General features: G+C 54.1%; 20 protein-coding genes. 9 read left to right on the top strand and 11 right to left on the bottom strand.

Annotated features, from left to right (window positions below; all coding sequences use genetic code 11):
• The first annotated feature begins 29 nt into the window (after positions 1-29).
• From ACAW75_RS10140 to ACAW75_RS10160, 5 genes are all read left to right on the top strand, one after another.
• Positions 30-500 carry a MarR family winged helix-turn-helix transcriptional regulator gene (locus tag ACAW75_RS10140; RefSeq protein ID WP_370728597.1) on the top strand — a complete coding sequence of 157 codons (471 nt, stop codon included), beginning with the start codon at positions 30-32 and terminating at the stop codon, positions 498-500.
• A 57-nt stretch (positions 501-557) separates the two neighbouring features.
• A complete protein-coding gene (locus ACAW75_RS10145) occupies positions 558-1925 on the top strand; it encodes a TolC family protein (RefSeq protein ID WP_370728598.1) in 1368 nt (455 codons plus the stop codon).
• Between the two features lie 23 nt (positions 1926-1948).
• Positions 1949-3004, top strand: coding sequence for an efflux RND transporter periplasmic adaptor subunit (locus tag ACAW75_RS10150; protein WP_370728599.1), 1056 nt, complete (start codon positions 1949-1951; stop codon positions 3002-3004).
• Positions 3005-3128: 124 nt separating this feature from the next.
• Entirely contained in the window at positions 3129-6260 is a 3132-nt protein-coding gene (locus ACAW75_RS10155) for an efflux RND transporter permease subunit (RefSeq protein WP_370728600.1), read from the top strand.
• 255 nt (positions 6261-6515) lie between these two features.
• Complete coding sequence (locus tag ACAW75_RS10160; protein WP_370728601.1) at positions 6516-7610, top strand: acyltransferase family protein; 1095 nt, start codon at positions 6516-6518, stop codon at positions 7608-7610.
• Between the two features lie 65 nt (positions 7611-7675).
• Here ACAW75_RS10160 and ACAW75_RS10165 read toward each other — a convergent pair whose 3' ends face one another.
• The 3 genes from ACAW75_RS10165 to ACAW75_RS10175 form a co-directional block, all read right to left on the bottom strand.
• Positions 7676-7822 carry a hypothetical protein gene (locus ACAW75_RS10165; RefSeq protein WP_370728602.1) on the bottom strand — a complete coding sequence of 49 codons (147 nt, stop codon included), beginning with the start codon at positions 7820-7822 and terminating at the stop codon, positions 7676-7678.
• A gap of 102 nt (positions 7823-7924) precedes the next feature.
• A complete protein-coding gene (locus ACAW75_RS10170) occupies positions 7925-8749 on the bottom strand; it encodes a M90 family metallopeptidase (protein ID WP_370728603.1) in 825 nt (274 codons plus the stop codon).
• A 74-nt stretch (positions 8750-8823) separates the two neighbouring features.
• On the bottom strand, positions 8824-9669 hold the full coding sequence (locus ACAW75_RS10175; protein ID WP_370728604.1) for a maleylpyruvate isomerase N-terminal domain-containing protein: 846 nt from the start codon (positions 9667-9669) through the stop codon (positions 8824-8826).
• Positions 9670-9880: 211 nt separating this feature from the next.
• Between ACAW75_RS10175 and ACAW75_RS10180 the strand changes: the two genes are divergently transcribed.
• From ACAW75_RS10180 to ACAW75_RS10190, 3 genes are all read left to right on the top strand, one after another.
• Entirely contained in the window at positions 9881-10792 is a 912-nt protein-coding gene (locus ACAW75_RS10180) for a dihydrodipicolinate synthase family protein (protein ID WP_370728605.1), read from the top strand.
• Positions 10793-10932: 140 nt separating this feature from the next.
• Positions 10933-11937 carry a 4-hydroxyproline epimerase gene (locus ACAW75_RS10185; protein ID WP_370728606.1) on the top strand — a complete coding sequence of 335 codons (1005 nt, stop codon included), beginning with the start codon at positions 10933-10935 and terminating at the stop codon, positions 11935-11937.
• 68 nt (positions 11938-12005) lie between these two features.
• Positions 12006-13253, top strand: a complete 1248-nt coding sequence (locus ACAW75_RS10190; protein WP_370728607.1) for an NAD(P)/FAD-dependent oxidoreductase — start codon at positions 12006-12008, stop codon at positions 13251-13253.
• Between the two features lie 89 nt (positions 13254-13342).
• On the opposite strand, the gene ACAW75_RS10195 is transcribed toward ACAW75_RS10190, so the two are convergent.
• The 6 genes from ACAW75_RS10195 to ACAW75_RS10220 all read right to left on the bottom strand — a co-directional run bounded on the left by ACAW75_RS10195 (position 13343) and on the right by ACAW75_RS10220 (position 19336).
• Entirely contained in the window at positions 13343-14446 is a 1104-nt protein-coding gene (locus ACAW75_RS10195; RefSeq protein ID WP_370728608.1) for an ABC transporter ATP-binding protein, read from the bottom strand.
• A gap of 136 nt (positions 14447-14582) precedes the next feature.
• On the bottom strand, positions 14583-15875 hold the full coding sequence (locus tag ACAW75_RS10200; protein ID WP_370728609.1) for a hypothetical protein: 1293 nt from the start codon (positions 15873-15875) through the stop codon (positions 14583-14585).
• An 8-nt stretch (positions 15876-15883) separates the two neighbouring features.
• Positions 15884-16696 carry a carbohydrate ABC transporter permease gene (locus ACAW75_RS10205; protein ID WP_370728610.1) on the bottom strand — a complete coding sequence of 271 codons (813 nt, stop codon included), beginning with the start codon at positions 16694-16696 and terminating at the stop codon, positions 15884-15886.
• Positions 16697-16723: 27 nt separating this feature from the next.
• Entirely contained in the window at positions 16724-17569 is an 846-nt protein-coding gene (locus tag ACAW75_RS10210; RefSeq protein ID WP_370728611.1) for a carbohydrate ABC transporter permease, read from the bottom strand.
• 104 nt (positions 17570-17673) lie between these two features.
• On the bottom strand, positions 17674-19056 hold the full coding sequence (locus ACAW75_RS10215; RefSeq protein WP_370728612.1) for an extracellular solute-binding protein: 1383 nt from the start codon (positions 19054-19056) through the stop codon (positions 17674-17676).
• A gap of 79 nt (positions 19057-19135) precedes the next feature.
• Entirely contained in the window at positions 19136-19336 is a 201-nt protein-coding gene (locus ACAW75_RS10220) for a LamG-like jellyroll fold domain-containing protein (protein WP_370728959.1), read from the bottom strand.
• 712 nt (positions 19337-20048) lie between these two features.
• Here ACAW75_RS10220 and ACAW75_RS10225 point away from each other — a divergent pair.
• Entirely contained in the window at positions 20049-20597 is a 549-nt protein-coding gene (locus ACAW75_RS10225; RefSeq protein WP_370728613.1) for an RNA polymerase sigma factor, read from the top strand.
• A gap of 85 nt (positions 20598-20682) precedes the next feature.
• On the opposite strand, the gene folB is transcribed toward ACAW75_RS10225, so the two are convergent.
• Positions 20683-21033: a dihydroneopterin aldolase gene (gene folB, locus ACAW75_RS10230; protein WP_370728614.1), complete on the bottom strand. Its 351-nt coding sequence runs from the start codon at positions 21031-21033 to the stop codon at positions 20683-20685.
• Between the two features lie 12 nt (positions 21034-21045).
• Entirely contained in the window at positions 21046-21969 is a 924-nt protein-coding gene (locus ACAW75_RS10235; protein WP_370728615.1) for a DivIVA domain-containing protein, read from the bottom strand.
• Positions 21970-22059: the final 90 nt, after the last annotated feature.

A 22059-nucleotide genomic window follows, 5' to 3' on the forward strand; every position in this document is an offset into this window, starting at 1 on the left:
GATATAGCAACCATCTTTACTTTTGCCTCATGATTGACGAAACAACGCTACGAGCCAAGTTTGCCGAACGAATGGGCTCCCAGTCTATCTTCATGATCAGCCACGTTGGTCATCTGATGGCCCGGAAGGCGAATCGTGAACTGACCCGGCTTGGCTTCACCATTCAGATCGAGCAGTTTCCCGTCTTGTTCGTTACCTACTTTGCGGGTGAGGAGTTGCTGTCGCAGCAGGATATTGCCAATATGCTCCAGAAAGACAAATCGGGCATTCAACGCTCTATTCGCACCCTGGAACGTGATGGCTACCTCCGCGTAGTGTCTGACAGCGTTGATCGCAGGAAAAACCTGATCCGGCTGACGCCAGCGGGAAAAATGATCATCGAACAAGCCATTCAAACAACCGAAATGCTTGATCAGCAGGTGATGAGCCAGCTTTCACAGGCGGAAAAAGAGGCTTTCCTGGCCACTACCCGCAAAATTATTGCGCTGATCGATAACTAACTTTTTTTTACCTATATAGTTGACATGTCTACTGTAGACGCATCAACCTTTGGATTTATGAAACGATTAATTGCACTTGGCGTAGTTCTGACACTGGCTTCTCCCCTTTCCGGAGGCGCACAGGGGGTGAATCAGCCGCAGTCTGCAACCACTACCAGTGGTGGTTTCCGGCTGAAAGATTGTATTGACTACGGTCTGAAGAATTTCGGAACGGTTCGTATTGCCCAGTATCAGGTGCAGACAGCCGACGAGCAGGCGCGGGAGGCCTTGAGCCAGTACCTGCCGCAGGTGTCAGCTACCGGCACAACCACCGATAACCTGAAGCTTCAGCAGAGCGTGATCCCTGCCGGGGTGTTTGGGCCCGAACCCCGGGTGTTTATTATCGGTCAGAAATACCAGACAAACCTGACTGGCCAGGTCACGCAACCGATCTACGACCGGTCATTGCTGATCGGGCTCAAGGCCAACAAGCCAAACCAGCAGCTGGCCGCCCTGAATACACGTCAGACCCAGGAGGACGTAATCTATAACATCGCCAGCAATTACTACCAGGTGTTTGTGGCCGATCAGCAGATTGCCCTGCTGCGCGACAACCTGCAACGTACCCAGCAGGTGCTCAACATCCTGAAGCTACAACGGGACAACGGCGTGATTCAACCTGTCGACTACACGCGGACAGAGGTAAGTTACAACAGCACGCAGTCGCAGTTGACGCTGGCCGAGAACGACCGGAACCTGGCGCTAAACAGGCTGAAATACCAGATGGGCATGCCGCAGGACCAGAATCTGGTCATCTCCGACCCGACGCTCCTCACGCAGACACCTACGCTCGACAATGAACCGTTTGACCCCAGGCGGCTGGTCTCTTTCCAGCAGTCGGAAACGAACATTATGCTCCAGCAGCTACAGCTACAGCGTATCAAAGCAGGGTACCTGCCCACACTGAGCCTGACAGGAAACTACGGTACGGTGAATCTGGGTGCCCAAACGATTGATAATCTGTTCACCAATTTCGTTGGTTTCGGTAGTGTTGGCCTTCGCCTGAACATCCCCATCTTCGACGGATTCCGCCGTGATTCACAGCTTAAGCAGCAACGGCTGACGGTGCTTACCCAGCAGGAACGGCAGAAGCTGAACACCGCCAGCTATCAATTGCAATTCAACAGCGCTCAGTCGCAGATTCAGCGGGCGCAGACCAGTCTGCAAAACGACGATCGGAACGTGAAGCTGGCGCAGGAGGTCTACAACATCACCACGCTGCAATACAGGCAGGGCACCAAGCTGCTCACCGACCTGATCAACGCGGATAACTCGTACCGCGAGGCCCGGACCAACTACATCAATTCCCTCATTAATCTGTATCAGGCGCGCCTCGACCTCGAACAATCACAGGGCAAGCTCCTTACTTTCTATAACCAACTTTGATCAAGACAACCGATTTATAGATCATGAAAAAGTCAACAGTAGTCGTTGTGATAGCCATACTGGCGATCGTTTCCCTGATCGGGTTTCGATTGGCATCCAATAAGAAAAAAATCGAAGCGCAGAAGCAGCCAGTCGTGAAAGCGAACGTAGCCATTCCGGTTACCGTAGCTCCTGTTGTTGAAGGAGCGGTCAGCCAGCAACTGGTAAAAACCGGCAACCTGATTCCGTATAAAGAGGCTGATTTGATTGCGACCACCGCCGGCAAAGTGACCAAAGTGAATTTCGCGCTGGGGTCGACCGTGCGGGAAGGTGCTGTGCTGGTGCAGCTGGATAACCGCCTGAAAGAACTGTCGCTGGAAGCCACGCAACTCTCGATCGACCGGTTGAAGAAGGACGTGACGCGGTACAACACGCTGCTGGCGGGTAATGCAACCACCGAATTGCAGGTAAACGACACGAAATACAACTACGAGAACGCACTGAATCAGGCCGAGCAGATTCGGAAACAGATTGCCGACGCCAACGTAAAGGCACCCATCAGTGGCCGCATTGTGCAGAAAGCCATCGAACCCGGCGAATACATCACCGTCGGAAAAGTAGTAGGGCACGTGCTCGATGTGGCTCGCCTGAAAGTGCAGGTTCCGGTCAACGAAAGCGACGTGTATCGCCTGCGCGAAGGCCAGGCAGTTCGGGTCACTACCGACGTTTTTGCTGGCCGAACTTTCAGTGGCCGCATCTCCTACATTGCCCCACAGGGGTCCGACGAACACAATTACCCCGTCGAAATCACGATCGACAATGCGAATGGTCTGAAGGCAGGTACGTTCGTTAACGTCGATTTCTCGCAGAAATCGAATCAGCGTGCCTTGCAGATTCCGCGGGCGGCGCTGGTAGAGAGCATCAAGAACCCCTACGTCTACGTCATCAATGGCAATGCAGTAGCGCGTCGCCCCATCACGGTTGGCCGCGACTTTGGCGACACCATTGAAGTACTAAGCGGACTACAGGCTGGCGATCAGGTAGTTACTACCGGCCAGCTGAACCTGAGCGACGGCAAACCAGTACAGATAACGAAATAGCGAATAGTGAACGAGTGAATGGCGAGCGAGCGGCAATACAGCCCGTAACTACTGTAGTGTGACCAGGCATTCATTCACTCTTTCACCATTCACTCTTTCGCCTTACTCATTCATCCTTTCACCCATGTCTATATCCGAAATTGCCGTTAAACGGCCGCTGTTGGTAACGACCATTTTTACCGTGCTGATCCTGTTCGGTTTTCTGAGTTACAAACAGCTTTCGTACAATCTGCTGCCCAAGTTCGAGGCCAACGTGATCAGTGTAGCCACTGTTTACCGCGGTGCCTCGGCCGATGAGGTAGAGACCAACGTTACGAAACGCATCGAAGATGCCCTGTCGGCGCTGGAAGGCCTCGACCGCATGACGTCGACCTCGCAGGAAGGCGTATCGAGCGTGATTATCCAGTTGAAAAACGGCGTGAACACGACGCTGGCCCAACAGGATGCCCAACGCAAAATTGAGCAGATCCTGAACCTGCTGCCCGACGCCGCCGACCGGCCTATCCTCAATAAATTCTCGACCGATGAGATACCGGTCCTGCGGATGGGCGTTACGGCCAACATGTCGCCCACAGCGCTGTATGACCTGATCAACAACAACATCAAGCCGCAACTATCCAACGTATCGGGGGTTGGGCAGGTGAACATCATCGGGGGCAACGAACGCCAGATTCAGGTGAACGTCAATACCGAGAAACTGCGTGGATACGGTGTGTCGATCGGTCAGGTGTCGCAGGCCATCAACGCGGCCAACGCCAGCTACCCCGCTGGTCAGCTGGAAACGCGGCAATCGCAGTACTCGATTCGCTTCGATGCCTCGGTGCAGACGGTGAATCGGCTACGTGACCTGATCATCGCCAACCGGGCCGACGGATCGCAGGTGCTGCTGAAAGATGTGGCCGAAGTGGTTGATGCCAGCACGAAGCCAACGGCCATCAACCACATCAACGCGCAGCCCTCGATCGGCTTACAGATTCAGAAACAGTCAGATGCCAACGCCGTGTCGGTGAGCCAGCAGGCGCAGGTAAAGATCAAACAGCTCGAGAAGCAGTACAGTACCATTGGCCTGAAATTCAACGTCGCCTCTGACCAGTCGGTTTATACGCTGGCCTCGGCCGATGCGGTGGTGTTCGACATGGGTCTGGCCATTTTGATCGTATCGGTGGTGATGCTGCTGTTTCTGCACAGTTTCCGGTCGGCCATGTTCGTACTCGTTGCCTTGCCATCGTCGATGATTCCGACGTTTGCGCTGATGTACATCATGGGTTTCTCGCTGAACCTGATGACGCTGATGGCTCTCTCGCTGGTGGTGGGTATCCTGGTCGACGACTCGATTGTGGTGCTGGAAAACATTAACCGACACCTCGAAATGGGGAAAGACAAACGAACGGCGGCGCTGGACGGTCGGAGCGAAATTGGCTTCACCGCCCTGGCCATTACCCTGGTCGACGTGGTGGTATTCGTGCCGCTGGCCATGACTGGTGGCCTGATCGGGAACATCCTGCGGGAATTTGCGCTGGTGGTGGTGTTCTCTACGCTGATGAGCTTACTCGTGTCGTTCACCCTGACGCCGCTGCTGGCTTCGCGCTTTGGTAAGATCGAAGTGCTGAACCCGAAATCGCTCTGGGGGCGCCTAAACCTTGGTTTTGAGCGCCTGATTGACCGGCTGACCAACGCCTACGGCCGTATTCTGGTCTGGGTACTGGGCCACAAACGCTACATTTTCCTATCGGTCATTGCCATGCTGGTTGGATCGATCTACCTCATTCCGGCCGGTTTCATCGGGGCAGCGTTCATGCCACAGAGCGATATGGGCGAGATGAGCGTGCAGATCGAACTGGCGCCCACGGCGTCTATTTATCAGACCAACGCCGTGGCGCAGCGGGCCGAGCAGCTCATCATGAAGCACCCCGAAGTGACCAACGTGTTCAGTAACATTGGCTACAGCAGCACCGGGCTGGGTACGTCCTCGAACAGCAACCTGGCCGACCTGAACGTGAAGCTGATCGACAAGAAGCAGCGCAAGCTGTCGACAGAAGCCTTTGGCCAGCTATTGAAGAATGAGGTGGGCCAGATTCCGGGTGTGCGGGTAACAGTGGCGCCCGTTGGTATTGTCGGCGCGTCGCAGGCGCCCATCATGATTGCCGTCAAAGGCACCAACCTCGCCGACATTCGGAAGGCCGCCGCGCTGGTGAAACAGGTAACAGCCTCGACTCCGGGCACGCAGGACGTGAAGTTTTCGGTGAAAGACCCGAAGCCGGAAGTGACGGTCAATCTGGATCGTGATAAAATGGCGCAGTTGGGTATCAGCGCATCAGACGTGGGTATTGCCCTGCAAAATGCCTTCCGGGGTAACGACCTGTCGAAGTTCAAGCAGAACGGTAACGAGTACGATATTCTGGTCAGCCTCGATCAGTTCGACCGCACCCAGGCATCGGATGTATCGCGGCTGACGTTTGTGAACAACCAGGGTAAAACGTTCGAGCTGTCGCAGTTCGCTACGGTGCAGGAGCAGGTAGGTGAAAGCGTACTCGAACGCATTGACCGGCTGTCGTCGATCACGATCAACGCGCAGGTGGTGGGTCGTCCGGTAGGTACGGTCGGGGCCGACATCCAGGCGAAGATGGCGCAGGAGAAACTACCGGAGGGGGTTTCCATTCAGTACCTGGGCCAGCTACAGCAACAGTCCGACGCCTTCGGTAGTCTGGGGCTGGCGCTCGGCATCGCCATTCTGCTGGTGTATTTCATCATGGTGGCGCTCTACGAAAGTGTCGTCTATCCGTTCGTGGTACTCTTCTCCATTCCCGTCGCCCTGATCGGTGCGCTGCTGGCCCTGGCCCTGACCATGGAAAGCCTGACCGTTTTTGCCATCGTGGGGATGATCATGCTGCTGGGTCTGGTGGCCAAGAACGCGATCCTGATCGTTGACTTCACCAACCAGCTAAAAGCCGAAGGCCAGGAGGTGGTTCATGCCCTGATCGAGGCCGGGAAAGAACGGCTGCGGCCCATTCTGATGACCACGCTGGCCATGATTCTGGGTATGTTACCCATCGCCTTGGCTAGCGGAGCCAGCGCCGAAACCAAGAATGGCATGGCCTGGGTGATCATTGGGGGCCTAAGCTCGTCGTTATTGCTGACGTTGCTGGTCGTACCATCCATGTACCTCGTCGTCGACCGGTTGATCGCCCGCTTTACGAAGAAGAAGGTGGTGCCTCAAAAACCGCAGGAGCTGGAAGTCGCCAAGGCGATTGGTTAGGCAGTGATACTAGCCTGAACGTGGCCGGTCTGGAGTCAGACCGGCCATTTTATTTGTAGGGGTTGCTCAACAAGTTACCGTCGGCAACGTACCTGGAGGCTATTGGCTCACTCCATGCCTCTTCTTTATCTTGCCAATCGATCACGCCCTGTTACCAGTACACGGTTAAACGCTAAACCTGAAGGTCCAGACAAGGAACAGGTTTTCGTAGTCGCTTAATTTTAGCCTATTAGTCACGTCACTCAACCGCCTTAAATGCATCTGCCAGACCCAACTCCGAGCCTGTTAAAAACAAAAGAACATTATGCCATTCTGGACGGGCTGAGAGGCGTAGCGGCAGTAGCCGTCGTTATCTTCCACTTCATGGAAATTGCAGTGCCTAACTACAACGATAGCTTCATTGCCCACGCCTACCTGGCTGTCGATTTCTTTTTCTGTTTATCCGGGTTTGTCATTGCCTATGCGTACGACGATAAGCTGCCCGACATTGGCATCGCAACCTTTCTCAGGCTACGCCTGATCCGCCTACATCCGCTGGTGATTATCGGGTCAATCATCGGGCTACTTGTCTTTCTTTTCGATCCGTTCAGCAACATTCATGCGCTATACGCAGGCAAAACAGTACAGTTAGTTGTAGCCTCCTGCCTGATGATCCCGTACGCGCTGGTGCGGGAACGGTATTTCAATATTTTCCACCTTAATCCACCCGCCTGGTCATTATTCTGGGAATACGTTGTCAACGTTTGCTACGCGCTTATTCTGGTCAAACTGCGAAACAAGCTGCTCTGGCTCCTGACGGCAATCGCGGCTGTGGCTCTTTTTTATGAGGCCAACAAGTCGGGAAACCTGGCAGTAGGCTGGAGTGGTGACAACATAGCAGGCGGCGCAATACGAGTGTCTTACTCCTTCCTGGCCGGGCTTCTGATCTACCGTTCCGGCTGGATCATTCGATCGCGTCTGGGATTTGTTACGGTGAGCATTTTACTGATGGCTGCCTTTCTATTTCCCTATACAGCCACATCCAGCAAGCTGGTAGACCCTGTTCTCGTTGTCGTTTATCTTCCCTTCGTAGTGGCTCTGGGTGCCGGCGCCTCCCTGAACCCCGCTTTCGATAAGCTCTGCAAAGCGGCCGGCGAACTATCCTACCCCTTATACATGGTTCACTATCCCTTCATCTGGCTGTTTATGAGCTATGTAGAAGCTAAAAAACCTACCTTACCCCAACTGGCAGCGTTCATACCGATCGGTGTCTTGCTCTTGACTGGGCTGGCTTATCTTGTCATGCTTTACGTGGACGTACCCATACGTAGCTACGTCAAAAATAAAATAGCACAGCCCCCCGATGCCTAGCCCATCACGGCTGGTTGGAGGGTTATAGAATCGTGGCCACACGAAGTAACTCCGAGAAAAATCGGCTACGGCAACGCCTCATAGACCGTCAGGCCTTTTTGGGTAAGCAGGCCCCGCACGAAATGGTGTTTGATGACCTGCTCATCACCTTTGCCGGGTACGTCGCGTTGGCTCTGTTCCAGCCATAACCAGGCAATCACAGGCTCATTCAAGTCGGCCCGGTACAACCCCTGTTCAATGAGTGGGCATCGGGTGCCATTTCTTGGCCGAGATCGGTTTTGCTGGCGAAGCCTCCCTCGACTCGGCAGAAAACGTCATTCCTGCTCAGGGGCGGCAGTTGATGCAGTGGGTTCGTCAATCACTTTCTCCGGTTCTCGCGGATTCTGCCGGAAAATACGTTCGAGGCTCTCGAATAAGTCGGGATGTTTGGCCTGAAGCAGGTCGGGGCGCTTAAAGAAATATTCCGATACCACCGCAAAAAACTCGGCCTCGTTGGTGATCCCATACGGATTGATGTCGGAGTGATTGGTTTTGATCTCGTCAATATGCTGTTGAATCTGCCGGAGCCACGGCTGAAGGTGTTCTTTGGGAATCAGGTACGCTGGTGTTCCGTCAATCGATCCGTCGACCTTGTCGAGCAGATGCACAAACTCGTGAATGCCGGTGTTTTCTTTACTGGTTTCAACTGCAAAGCCATTGTGAAGCGCTGGCTTCGACAAGACCATCGTGCTTTGCAACGCGCCTCCGTCGCCAACCTGGCCCATGATGGCCCGGTCGTCGCCGCTGGTTTCATACAACTCATTGAACGTGCGTGGATACAGCAGTACAGTGGTCAGGTTCGGGTACTCCCAGCCTTCAAAAGCGAAAATAGGAATGATGGCGCTGCTGGCTACCAGCACTTTATCCAGATCATCGACGGTCGTCTCTACGCCTTCGATCGTGACATAATCCAGAAAGCGGCTCACCCGGTCAGCGAACTGCTGGCGACGTTCGTTGGGAAGGGATGCGTAGTAGGGCACGTTCTTCTCCAGGAGGTCAACATAGGTGGGAGCCAATGGCTCGATGATGACCTCTTTTTTTCGGGTAAAAAACCACCAAAGTGCGGCGGCAACGACCAACAGAAGCAGGAAATATACCATAGGTTCGCTTGTAGACTACTCCTTCCTACAACTTACTTTCCCACCTGAATCACCGACAATGCTAGTAAGTGGCGTTACATCATCACCGAACGCATGGTCAGCACTTGTCGGCCCAGCGCTTCATCGCCTTCAACATGGATATATGAAGCCGCAACGGCAACTGGCAAATGGCGGGTCAGGAGTTGCCAGGCGTACGGCCGATCGATGTAAACAGTTGTATCGGCCTCGATCGCCTCGGCGTTCGTCACTAATTGCCAGTGATTTGGTTTGCGGAGCAGAAACCAGTTGGCCGCTACCATGTCTGTGACCGAAACGCGGAGCAACGTACCCAATGGCGCCCTGGTATCGCGAAAGGCGTAGGGCAACGCCCGCATAAAGGTGTCGAGCAGGGGGTGGTAGAGCACCTCCGTTTCCAGCGCTGCCGTTTGGCCAACAGCCAGCCGGATCTGTTGCTGATGGTGCCAGCGCTCAGTGTATTCACGGGCCACATGAAACCAGTTCGGCGACGCCTGTTGCCCGGCCCAGGCCACCGGAAAAACAGCAGGTTCATCGGGCGGCAGGTTCATCACCAGGGTATCAGCCGTTTGGCCTGCCTGGTCGAGCCAGTCGACCAACGCCGCCGGACTCAACCGCCGGGTGGCCCGTACCCAGTCGTTGTTGAGCTGGTTCAGGTAATCGACCAGATCACGGTACGACTCAATAGCCGGTTTTTCTTCGGGCGATGCATAGGCATCCCGGTACAGGGCAATCGTTCGCAACGACGTATCCAGCAGGTGCGACGCTATGTCTTTCACCGACCAGCCAGCGCAGATCGTTGGGCGGTGCCAGTCGTCGGGCGATAAGCTCCGTAGCAGGTCGATCAGCTTCTCGTGGAGAATCGGGAAGAGTGGGGCTGTCTGGATAACGGAAAGCGGTTTCATCCGGCAAACTTAGGCTATTTCGAGGAATCGCTGCTGCTCGTAGCCAGGTAGCATAAGGGTATACTTACGCTATGATAGCCTATTTTCACAAAATCGCGGCAATGATCAGTCCTTTTTCGTATAAATAATACTAGTACAGACTGCATCTAAGTCGACAAGGTATTCCTGTCCTGTAGTACTTTTGACCAACTACTATCAACCAAGCTAGCGCATGAACGTATCTGTTACCTGGGAGGGCGTTTACCCCGCCTTGCTGACGCCTTTTACCGCCAACGACGAACTGGATATACCCCTGTTTGAAACGAATCTGCACGCCCAACTCGACGCCGGCATTCATGGCTTCATCATCGGTGGGTCGCTGGGCGAAGCGAGTACCCTGGAGAATGACGAAAAAATAGCCCTGCTTCAATCAGCGCTGACGGTCTGCGAAAGTCGTGTGCCCGTGCTGGTCAATATTGCCGAGCAGTCGACCAAACAGGCCATTGCCCGCGCCCATGAGGCCGAAGCCGCCGGGGCCGATGGGCTGATGCTGCTGCCACCAATGCGCTACCCCGCCGATGCGCTCGAGACGGTGACGTATTTTAAAGCCGTGGCTCTGGAAACGGCGTTACCGATCATGATCTACAACAATCCATATGATTACAAGATCATGACGACCGTGGCCATGTTTGAGGAGCTGGCCCAGTTAGCTAACATCCAGGCGGTTAAGGAATCGACCCGCGACCTGACCAACATTACCCGCATGCGCAATGCCTTTGGTGATCGGTTCAAGCTGATGGGCGGCGTTGATACACTGGCCCTGGAAGCGCTCCTGCTCGGTTGCGACGGCTGGGTGGGTGGCCTGGTCGATGCGTTCCCGCAGGAAACGATGGCCATTTATGAACTGGCAAAGGCCGGCCAGATTGCGGAAGCCCTTACTATCTATCGCTGGTTTATGCCGCTGCTCGAGCTCGACATTCATCCGAAGCTAGTTCAATACATCAAGCTGGCAGCGACGGCCACCGGCATCGGTTCCGAATACGTTCGGGCTCCCCGCCTGCCTCTGATCGGCAACGAACGCGAACAGGTCTTACAAGTCATCGAAACCGCCCTGGCCAACCGTCCTGTGCTGGTGAATGGGTAACTGATGGCATACGGCCATTGGGCTACCCGGCTGGTGTTTGGCCAGTTGTGCCCAGCTGCGCGACCGTCTTCGACAGCGAAGTCTCCAGCCCGATTCCCTCCAGCTACCCATTACCTTACGCCTCAATTTCCATCTTTCCCATGCCTGATTTTCATTTCTTCTGTATCGATGCGCATACGTGCGGTAACCCTGTACGGGTGGTAACGGGTGGCAGCATTCCGCATTTGGCTGGCGAATCGATGAGCGAAAAACGGCAGCATTTTCTGCGCGAGTACGACTGGATTCGGAAGGCGCTGATGTTTGAACCACGCGGGCACGATATGATGTCGGGCAGTATTCTTTACCCGCCAACAGACCCGGCCAACGATGCGGGGGTGTTGTTCATCGAAACGTCGGGCTGCCTGCCCATGTGCGGGCATGGCACCATCGGCACGGTAACGGTAGCCATCGAGCAGGGGCTGATCACGCCTAAGACGCCCGGCAGGTTAAACCTTGAAGTTCCTGCCGGTCTGATTCAGGTGGCGTATGTGCAGGAAGGAAAAAAGGTAAAGTCGGTGAAGATCACGAACATCAAATCGTATCTCGCTGCCGAAAACCTGACCGTCAGCTGTCCCGATCTGGGCGATCTGACCGTTGATGTGGCTTATGGTGGTAATTTCTACGCCATCGTTGATCCACAGCCCAATTTTCCGGGACTGGAACACTACAAAGCGGAGCAACTGATTGCCTGGGCGCGTGTCATGCGCGAGCAACTGAACGAGCACTACACGTTTGTGCACCCCGAAAATCCGACGATCAATGGGTTGAGCCACATTCTCTGGACGGGAACCCCATTACAGGCCACGTCGACCGCCCGCAACGCTGTGTTCTATGGCGACAAAGCCATTGACCGGTCGCCCTGCGGCACAGGTACGTCGGCCCGGCTGGCGCAATGGTATGCGCAGGGCCGGTTGAAGCCGGGCGAAACGTTTGTTCACGAAAGCATCATCGGGTCCATCTTCAACGGGCGTATCGAGGCGGAGACGGAACTGGCCGGGAAATCCGCCATCATTCCCAGCGTCGAAGGATGGGCTATCATCCACGGCTACAACCACATCATCCTCGATGAAGAAGACCCCTACCGGTTTGGTTTTCAGGTAGTGTAGTGCCAGGCATTCTGATCAGCCAATTACCTTGATCCCTCGCTTACCCTTTCATTCAATCACCCAACTCCATGCATATCGGCATTATCGGTGGCGGCATCATCGGGCTTAGTTCGGCCTATTACCTTCATCAGGCGGGGCATCGTGTTACCGTATTTGACCAGAATCGAATCGTTGATGGCTGCTCTTTCGGCAACGCCGGCATGATCGTACCGAGCCATATTATTCCACTGGCCCAGCCAGGTATGATGGCGAAAGGAATGCGCTGGATGCTGAAATCGACCAGCCCATTCTACGTAAAACCTCGCCTGAGCCTCGATCTGATGCGCTGGGGCTGGCTGTTCTACCGCCATGCTACCCCCGACCATGTTGAACGGGCCATTCCTGCCCTCCGCGATATCAGTCTGCTCAGTAAAAAGCTCTATCAGGACCTGGCCTCGTCAGGTACGTTGCCAGCGTTTGGCTGGCAGGAACGGGGCTTGTTGATGCTGTACAAAACGGTCGCTGCGGCCCATGAAATGGCCGAAGAAGCCGAGGTGGCGAATCGGGCGGGTATCGCTGCGCAGGTGTTGGCTGCCAGTCAGGTGCAGGCTATGGAACCCGATGTGCGTGTCGACGTTCGCGGGGCCGTGTATTACCCCGGCGATGCGCACCTGAACCCCGGCGAGCTGATTCGGGCGCTGGTAACGTACCTGCAAAAGAATGCCGTTCAGTTCGTTGAAGAACAGGCAGTTACTGGCTTTGGCGCGTCGGGACCACGCATCCATACCGTCCAAACCAGCCAGGGCGAGTACCCGGTGGACGAAGTAGTGGTAGCGGGCGGCTCCTGGTCGCCGGAACTAGCCCGCCTTCTAGGGTTTTCGCTACCGCTTCAGGGTGGCAAGGGCTACAGTTTTATGCTTCCTGACCTAACCAAAAACGTTCGTATGCCAGCCATTATGTTAGAGGCCCGCGCTACTGCCACACCGATGGGCACCGGGCTGCGCTTCGCCGGTACGCTGGAAGTAGCCGGGACCGATCTATCAGTAAATATGAACCGGGTACGTGGTATCGTAGCAGGCATCAGCCAGTATTACCCCGACATCCCGGTTGATCTGCCCAAGCCTGACGCCGTCTGGAAAGGTCTGCGCCCCTGCTCGCCCGACGGCCTTCCCTACATTGGTCGGGTACGTCGGTTCGAGAACCTGACGATGGCAACGGGACACGGCATGATGGGCTTAAGCCTGGGCCCTGCCACCGGTAAACTAGTGGCCGAAACCGTGCTGAACCAGCCTCTCAGTATGGATGTAACGCCATTCCGGCCTAACCGCTTCTCGTAGATAGTTGTTAATAAGCTACTTTCCAACTGACTGTGATGCATCGCGCTTGTGGCCCTTCGACTAGGCCGGTGCGCGATGCATTACAGCCACTACCTCCCCAGCCTTACCTCCGTTTGTGCGTCAAACACATGGCATTTTTCGGTTTGCCAGTAGAGGATAGCCTCAGCGTTGATGGTCACGGCAGAATCAGCAGGGAGTCGTGCCACAAAGCGAACGCCTTCTAGCAGCGCATAGGCAAATGTCTCGCTGCCCAGGTGTTCCAGCGCATCGATAGTCATTGGTTGCACATGCGAATGGCTGTTAGCCCTATCGGTGATGTGTTCAGCCCGGATACCCAGTATCACTGCTTTCTCCCTGTGTTGCGCATAGACGGATCTGTTTGGATGTCCAGACAAATCGATATGGACATTGCCAGCATCGCTTCTAAAGAAAACGGAGTCGCCAGGGCCCTGCAACGTACCTGGCAAAAAATTCATGGGCGGCGAGCCAATAAAGCCAGCGACAAACAGATTAGCAGGTTGGTTATAGAGTGTCGCAGGCGTATCGAACTGCATTACCTCCCCAGCCCGTAATACACAGATCCGGTCGCCCAACGTCATGGCCTCCACCTGGTCGTGGGTTACGTAGATGATGGTTGCCTGCAGCGCGCGATGGAGTTTTTGCAGTTCCAGCCGGGTTTGGCCACGCAATTTGGCATCGAGGTTACTCAGCGGTTCATCGAACAGAAATACTTTCGGCTCCCGCACAATGGCTCGCCCGATAGCTACCCGCTGGCGCTGCCCGCCCGACATATCCTTTGGCTTCCGGTCGAGCAGGTTGTCAATCTCCAGAATGCGCGCGGCCTGTGTGACCCGCTCCCTGATATCGGTTTTGCTCACCTGACGGAGTTTCAGCCCGAACGCCATATTATCGTATACCGTCATGTGCGGATACAACGCATAATTCTGAAACACCATGGCAATATCACGGTCTTTGGGTAGCCGGTCATTGATCCGTTCCCCATCGAGCAGCAGATCGCCCGCAGTGATGTCTTCCAGGCCGGCAATCATGCGAAGCAAGGTCGACTTGCCGCAACCACTGGGGCCAACGAAAACAACAAATTCATGGTCGTTTACCGTCAGGCTCACGTCGTTGATCACGCGCGCAGCCGTACCATATGCTTTAGCAATGTGAGAAAGGGTAATGGATGACATGTTCTGGCGAAAGGGGGAAAGAGCGAGAGAGTGAAGGGTGAAAGAGAGAGCGAAAGGGCGGCGGATAAACAGGTGAAAAGATAGCTACTCGTATTTAAGCACGAGTCGAGCAGTCGCTCTTTCGCCCCTCGCTCTTTCACTCAAGGAATCCATATTTTTCTGCCGCCTGAATAGCCAGCAGTGCTTCAATCGTTGACTCGGCACCGGCATTCCGGCTGACGCTGGTTTCCGATGAAATACCATCGAAACCCCGGCCAGTCGCTTTGTCGTACATGGTGGCATTAGCGGGATTATTGCCTAGAAACCAGCGGGTCAGTTTAGTTGCCTGCTCGAGCAGCTTCGGCTCTTTGGTCTGCTCATACAATGCCAGCGTTGCCCAGATCATGGGGCGAACGCCATACGCAATCTGGGCATACCGCGACTGACTGACCACCGTAAACGTCTCGCCCGACTGACGTACACGAAACGACTCCAGGAAGCCCTGATTCAGAATATAGGGGTAAAACGATTCCACTTCCCGCCGGGCGGCGGCTAGCCAGTCAGGCTTGTTCAGCGCTTTGCCAACGGTCAGCAGCGCATAGGCCTGGTCGTTGCCGTACGCATGCCAGCTAGTACCGAAACTCAAAAATGCCCCATACGGATAATGCGGGCCATCTCCCTTCTGCATAAGCAAAATACCCTCCGCCAACTGCTCCATGAGCCTCAGAACGGGCGCCGAAGGCGTCTGGGCATATACGTTGTTCAAGCCCAGCAACATGATGGCCGCCTGGTCGGAACCCGAGCCGTAGGGGAGCCATTTGGGCACTGTAACGCCCTGCACGAAATTGACATCTTTAGGTGTCGAGCCAAAATCACGCACCATTACCGTTACCAGCCGGTCGGTAGCGGCCTTGATCCGGGTGGCCAATGTGGCGTCTGTTTTCTGAAAGTAAGGATACGCTTCGCTCAGCAGCCAAAGTGCCCGCCAAGACCACCAGTCGGGTGTGTTGGTACTTGTTCTGAATGTGGTGTTGATCGTTTTGTCGGGCCATAGAAAATTGTAGAAATAACCGGTCAACGATTGCATTTCCAGCACAAACCGGGTCATTTTTCGGAGCTTGTCCTGCTTGTCAGTATTCGTGGCCAGATCTGGTTCGCGAAGCAGAAACAGGCTGGCTCGTGACACATCATCAACACAGGTATAGCCTTCGTCGGCGTCGCCCACAAGTTTGTACCCGCCGTGGCTATCTGGCTCCGAGTAGATCCAGACCGCGCCGATGTCGGCTCCACTACTTGCCATTTTAGCGGGTTGGTACAACGTACCCAGCAGGTGATCGGTATTGACCAGCCGGGAAACATTGGGGACTACGCCTGTACCAGCGACTACCCCTTTCTTGCAGGATGGCGCCAACAGCGTATATATGATGGTGATGAAAAGAAGGTGTTTCACAGGTCGAGTTAATCTTTCAATCCGGAAGAGGCCATGCTTCGGATAAAGTGTTTCTGAAAAAGCAGATACAATAGAATGACCGGTATGGCCAGCATCACCGCCGCGGCGATCTTCACGCCCAGTTGTGCGTCGGCCCGTCCGCCAACGGAGAAAAGCGTCACGAGTTGCGGCATGGTCATGGTCTGTTCATTTCGAATCACAATCAGGGGCCAGAGCGCATCGTTCCAGAGGCCCATGAAGGTTAAAATGGTGATGGTTACGACCGTAGGCAGCACGTTGGGCACCAGAATCTGAAAAATGATCCGCAACTCTCCGGCCCCATCCATCCGGGCCGCGTCGATAAGCGCCTGGGGCAGCCCCATAAATGCCTGGCGGAAAAGCAGGATGGCGAAGGAGTTCATGACAAACGGCACTATCAGGGCCAGGTACGTATCGACCCACCCCAGCCTGACCATCGTGATGTAATTGGGAATCAGCGTAATCTGAAACGGCAGTGTCATCGTGAAGATGATCAGGAAAAAGACAAGCTGCTTCCCCTTGAACGCCAGCCGGGCCAGGGCATAGCCTACCAGGGCACCCAGCACCAGTACCAGCGAGGTTGTGACGGTTACCACCAGCACACTGTTCAGAAAGGCCCGGCCCAGCGGAATACGCTCGAAAACGGTCCGGTAGTTCTGCCAGGTGAACTCAACGGGTAACAACCGTAACGACCCAATACCCGCCTCCGACGACAACGACGCACTAACCATCCAGATAAACGGATAGAGAAACGACAATGCCGCCAGCGTCAGCAACAGATAGATGGCTATTTTCCGGATCATTGGGAATTGGTTAACTGGGCGATTGGGTCAATCTTCAACATATTTCTTCTGCACGGCAACAACGGCCAGAATCAACAGGGCGAAACAGAACCCGAGGGTGGCCGAATAGCCCATATGGTAATACTGAAACGCTTGCCGGTAGATGTACATCACGGCCGACAGTGTGCTGTTGAGCGGCCCGCCCTCGGTCATGATATACGGTTCAATGAATAGCGAAAAACCACCGATGGTCGACAGCACTACGACCATAAAAATCGTGGGATTGATCATCGGCAGGGTAATGTATCTGAACGTCTGCCAGCGGGTAGCTCCTTCCAGGTTGGCTGCTTCGTAGTACTGTATCGGCACGGTTTGCAGGCCCACCAGAAACAGGATCACGTACAGCCCTACATTCTTCCAGGTAGCCATCAGCGCAATGGCGTACATGGCCACATCGGGACTTTCGAGCCAGGGTACTTTGGGTATGTTCAGGCTCGTCAGCAGCTTGTTGATCATGCCCGCGTTGAAACCAAGCAGTTGTTGCCAAAGAATAGTGACCACCACGCCCGACACGATAACCGGCAGGAAAAATGACGCCCGGAAGAAAGCCCGTCCCCGAATGGGCCCGTTCAGAAACTCAGCCAGGGCCAGGGCAATCACGATTTGCAGGGGTATATGCACCAGCAGAAACCGGAACGTATTCCAAAGCGATTGCCAGAATAACCGGTCTTTCAGCAGGTGTGCGTAGTTATCGAGCCCCACATACTGCATCGGCGAAATGATGTTCCAGCTATGAAAGGTGAGTACCACCGAGAACACCACCGGAAACAGCACGAACACGGCTACATGCAGCAGGTACGGTGCAATCAGGGCGTATGGGGTTAGGCGTTTCAAGGTCCGTTTTCTGTTTACAGTTTTTGGTCTTCAGTTGCTCTGCTGTATAAATCACCTCGCTCATTGGCGAAGCAACTGAAGACAGAAGACGGCAAACAGAAAACTTAATTGCCAAGTAACACATCCACCGCTTTGGCGGCGTCGGCGATGGCCGCTTCGGGGGTTTTCCGGTTGTAGACAACGCAGGCTTCGTACTCCTGCGAGATGATGTCGAATACTTCAACGATCTGCTCGTGGTTATCGACGCCACGCAGGTAGCGGGCCTGCTCGGCAAAGGGTTTCAGGCCAGGATTCTGGGCCAGGTACGTGGCAAAAAACGGGTCGGTCGTCAGGTTTTTACGGCGGGGCATCTGGCCGGTGAGCTCCAGCAAACGCAGATCGCCGGGGCGGTCGACCAGGGTGCGCACGAAGGCCCAGGCAGCTGTTGGGTTCGGGCAGGTATTGAATATGACAATGTTTTTGGGATCAGCATACGTGTAGATCGGTCCTCGCTGGCTGGCAGGAACAGGCATCGGATAAAACTGATAGTGCAGATCAGGGCCATACTTCTTCAGGAAACCCACCTGCCAGGGGCCCGTAAACTCAACCGCAATACGTTGGTCGAGAAAGGGGTCGCGGGTAGCGGAGAGGCGTTCTTTCGAGAAGTAGTCGTTCTTGTAAAGGGTCTGCAAAAACCGGAACACCGCCACAGCATACGCATTGTTAAACGCGGCTCTGGCTTTCTTGCCCGGTTCGATGGTCAATAACGGAGCGCCACCCGATGCGGCCAGATACAACGGGTAAAAGTTGAACAGCCGCTGATACCAGATCGCTTTCACTTCGGTGTAGCCAAGCCACTGATCGGTGTAGCCGTCCCGGTCCAGGTCTTTTTTGAACGCCCTACCAGCCTGCACAAAAGCGGGGTACGTGTAGGCGGTGCCATTAGCGTGCGTGGCCGGCAGTATACCAGCCAATGCCTGGGTGTTGCTGAGCGTCATGATCGGGTTCACCTTCCACGGTACCTGATAGATATGCCCATCGGTGGATGTGATCTCCCGTATCACCGCACTGTCGCAGCGCTCCCTGATGAAGTCGAGGAAGCCCGGAATCGTGTCGAGCGGTACCAGCACCCCGGCTTTGGCGTACAACTCTACGCTGCCCTGCCACATGTTGGCGTAAATGTCAGGCGTTGTTTTTCCCACCACCGACGCCAGAATGATCTCCTCACTCGACTGCCCTTCCGGAATCGGCTGAAATCGCAATGGAACGCCGGTCTGTGACCCTGTATGTTGGGCCTGGGTACGTTGCCATTGCTCGGTAAACTCCCTGGCCAGGGCAATTTCGGCGGCGTTGTTGGAACACCAGAACAGCAACGGCCGGGTTGTCTCGGTGTGGTTATTCTGGCAAGCCGTAAAAAAGAGCAGAGGGCAAAGGGCGCAGGGCAAAGCACGCGAGATCACGTTCTTCACCAAAAACCCTACGCCCTTTGCCCTCTGCTCTTTTCTCATCTATAAACCCTTTTCTGCCTTATAAATAGAACGTACCTGGGTACCGCTTAGCCCCATATTCTACATCCGAATTTCACCCCTATCGCCAATGAGAAACCGCCATAATCCCGCAAGAAGGTGTTCCATTGATATAGAAGACCATCTCCCCTGATCTATACGTTACCGCGATATGATACCACGGGGTAACGTCGAACGTTGGTGATCCGTTATCCCTATCGTTGTATTTACCGGCGGCCTTTTTACCTGTTAAGCACACCTGTCGGCTTCCTGTAGCTGCCATTTGTAGCCGTTCCACCGACTCAGACAGATCAGCTGGTTAGTGGGCCAGACCTTGGCAGGACGTACCCACATCGCGAACGGTTCCGGTTACAATACGGCCAGCAGACTGAGCAACCAACGAGGGAGCCTAAAAAAGTAGCCCTGTTACTAATAGCAATAAAGGCCGATACCATCGGCAGGTGCGTAAACCATCGTTCATAACGTTGAGGATCACCTGGCAGGACCACCGATCAATCTTGTCGACTGCCAAAGCTATGTGCCAGCAGCCCGGCCTTTAACTATGTAGGCATTATTTAGCATTTATCTTACTCAAAGGACCCGGCCGTTGCTGATCACGTCATAGGTGTCTGTGAACAGTGGTCAAATTTTTACATAACCTGCTAAGCATATTGATAAACTTAAATTATATAGCTAAAGCTATAATGAATACCTATTAGCCAATTATTATGATTGTAAGTAAATTTTAATCTTACTTATATGACTGATAACCAACATATTAATAATACATATGAAAATAACATCAACTTTAGTGTATATACATGGAATCCAAAATACATCGGTATTCGTATCATACATACTCCTGATAAGCCAATAGACTAACTGTTATTAAACGCAGGTTATATCCATCGGTTTACAGCCTCATCAGGGGCATCCACAAACTTTTCCACTCCAAGCCCAACGCTCTCAGTGCCGATGGTGACGGGTTGTCTGCTATGAACGAAGTGTATACTGATGAGGCTTTGGTTGCCGCTATTGTCCACTACAAAGACGATTTTCTCTTTACCGAATTGCATAACCGCTATCAGCAGAAAGTATATCAATCCTGTCTGCAGTTTCTTCACAACCCTGAAGAAGCCATGGACCAAACGCAGGAAATATTTTGTAAAGTATACACCCGACTGCACACGTTCAGGGCTGAAGCTAAGTTCTCGACCTGGCTGTTTGTGTTGACTCGTTATCATTGCCTGTCGGTACTCGATACGTTGAAAAAGCGCTCGTTCGTTCCACTCGACTCGGTTGGTGAGACCATGATCGGGCAGGTACAATGGGATGAACCGTCGCTGGACGAACGCTGGTTTCAGGCCGAGCGCACGCTCAATAAGTTATCCACTCAGGACCAGCAGCTTCTCCGCCGGCGATACCTGGCCAATAAAGATGTCGCTACGCTGGCGAGCGAAGCCCACGTCAGCGTGAGCGCCATGAAGATGCGGCTCAAACGCGCCCGTGATCAGGCCAGATCCTTCAGGCAGCAGTGCCCTTGACCCATACCAACACCATCATGCCGCCATGCCAGCTATGTTATTGACGAACAGGCTAGTATAGCGGCATGGTGGCATTGGTACTGATCTATTCCCTAAGCGTGATTCGCGCCCGGTGGCATACCCCACCAATTGGCGGATTGAATTTAGAAACGCTGACCTCAACACTGTCAACGGCCGGAAACTGCTGCTTGATACCGGCAATCAGGCTGTGGGCAATGTGTTCGAGCAGGCGCGCCGGTTGTTTCATGACATCGGCGGTGATTCTGTAGAGCGCTTCGTAGTTCACCGTCGCACTGAGCCGGTCGAGGCGGGCAGCCTCCGAAAAGTCAGCAAAGACGGTAATATCAACAGCATATTTGTTGCCTATTTTCTGCTCTTCATCGTAGAAGCCATGATAGGCAAAGAATTCAAGGCCTTCCAGCGAAATGGTCCCCAAAGCAACGGTTAGTTAAATCTGGTCGAAAAACGAGCCCCCTTTCTTTTCTTCCGGCTCGGCTTGTGTCACCTGCGGTTCGGTCACGATTGGTTCAGCCGTATACTGGGCCGATGCATCTGCCCCAGCCAGCGGATCTGGTTCGTTTGTCGATGGCCCGTTGGTGGGCAGATCGTCGGGGACCTCAGCGTTTTCAGGTAATTCAGGTACGTTGGTCGTAGCTGGTTCTGCCGCTTCAGCAGTTGGCTCCTCACCAACCTGTTCCTGTTCAGGTTGCCTTGTTGCGGCTTCTTCTACGGACGCTTCGGCCGGTGCTTCGCTGGCTGTGGGCGCTGGTTGAACCAATGCCTCAACGGCGGGGGCTTCCGCTTGCCCGGGGTCTGCGGCCACCTCGTCGAACTTCTGTTTCGCTGACTGGCGGGCGAACTTCTTCTCGAACCGGTCAACGCTTTCCATCGCATTGGTAGCCAGTGCCCTGATCTGCACCATCAGGTTGTCTTTGTAGCGCTCCATTGCCTTGAAATCCTGCTCCAGCGATTTCAACTCAACCGATAAATTCTCACGAACGTACCTGGCCTGACTTTCAGCATCCTGAATCATCACTGCTGATTTCTTTTTGGCAGCTACCAGTTGTTCATCCGCTTTCTGGCGTGTTTCCGCAATATATTGTTCAGCCTGGCGGTTCGCCTGTTCAGCAATCTGCGAGCTGTTATCTTCTGCATTTTTCAACGTGCGGAACAGCGTCAGCTCAATTTCTTTAAGTTTATTGAGTTCTTTTTCGGCCAGTTCAAGCTGCATTTTCAGCATCTTGCTTTCGCCAACAACCCGCTCCCACTCCTGCGATAATGACGACAAAAAAGCGTCGACATCATCGACTTTATAGCCACGCAAACTCTTCTCAAATGTGTGCTGGCGGATTTCAATTGGTGTAATTTTCATGCGTATGGTCTATATCCTATCGGAAGAGTCCTGTTTTTGAGGGGCCGAATAAATCGTTCTCTATTGGAAATAACAACATTTTTCATGACA

It is taken from the genome of Fibrella arboris (genome assembly GCF_041321095.1).
Taxonomy (GTDB): domain Bacteria; phylum Bacteroidota; class Bacteroidia; order Cytophagales; family Spirosomataceae; genus Fibrella; species Fibrella arboris.

Excerpts from the sequence above, each read along its gene's own strand:
- ACAW75_RS10140 (WP_370728597.1), top strand. The coding sequence starts at position 30 with ATGATTGACGAAACAACGCTACGAGCCAAGTTTGCCGAACGAATGGGC.
- ACAW75_RS10145 (WP_370728598.1), top strand. The coding sequence starts at position 558 with ATGAAACGATTAATTGCACTTGGCGTAGTTCTGACACTGGCTTCTCCC.
- ACAW75_RS10150 (WP_370728599.1), top strand. The coding sequence starts at position 1,949 with ATGAAAAAGTCAACAGTAGTCGTTGTGATAGCCATACTGGCGATCGTT.
- ACAW75_RS10155 (WP_370728600.1), top strand. The coding sequence starts at position 3,129 with ATGTCTATATCCGAAATTGCCGTTAAACGGCCGCTGTTGGTAACGACC.
- ACAW75_RS10160 (WP_370728601.1), top strand. The coding sequence starts at position 6,516 with ATGCATCTGCCAGACCCAACTCCGAGCCTGTTAAAAACAAAAGAACAT.
- ACAW75_RS10170 (WP_370728603.1), bottom strand. The coding sequence starts at position 8,749 with ATGGTATATTTCCTGCTTCTGTTGGTCGTTGCCGCCGCACTTTGGTGG.
- ACAW75_RS10175 (WP_370728604.1), bottom strand. The coding sequence starts at position 9,669 with ATGAAACCGCTTTCCGTTATCCAGACAGCCCCACTCTTCCCGATTCTC.
- ACAW75_RS10180 (WP_370728605.1), top strand. The coding sequence starts at position 9,881 with ATGAACGTATCTGTTACCTGGGAGGGCGTTTACCCCGCCTTGCTGACG.
- ACAW75_RS10185 (WP_370728606.1), top strand. The coding sequence starts at position 10,933 with ATGCCTGATTTTCATTTCTTCTGTATCGATGCGCATACGTGCGGTAAC.
- ACAW75_RS10190 (WP_370728607.1), top strand. The coding sequence starts at position 12,006 with ATGCATATCGGCATTATCGGTGGCGGCATCATCGGGCTTAGTTCGGCC.
- ACAW75_RS10195 (WP_370728608.1), bottom strand. The coding sequence starts at position 14,446 with ATGTCATCCATTACCCTTTCTCACATTGCTAAAGCATATGGTACGGCT.
- ACAW75_RS10205 (WP_370728610.1), bottom strand. The coding sequence starts at position 16,696 with ATGATCCGGAAAATAGCCATCTATCTGTTGCTGACGCTGGCGGCATTG.
- ACAW75_RS10215 (WP_370728612.1), bottom strand. The coding sequence starts at position 19,056 with ATGAGAAAAGAGCAGAGGGCAAAGGGCGTAGGGTTTTTGGTGAAGAAC.
- ACAW75_RS10220 (WP_370728959.1), bottom strand. The coding sequence starts at position 19,336 with ATGGCAGCTACAGGAAGCCGACAGGTGTGCTTAACAGGTAAAAAGGCC.
- ACAW75_RS10225 (WP_370728613.1), top strand. The coding sequence starts at position 20,049 with ATGAACGAAGTGTATACTGATGAGGCTTTGGTTGCCGCTATTGTCCAC.
- ACAW75_RS10235 (WP_370728615.1), bottom strand. The coding sequence starts at position 21,969 with ATGAAAATTACACCAATTGAAATCCGCCAGCACACATTTGAGAAGAGT.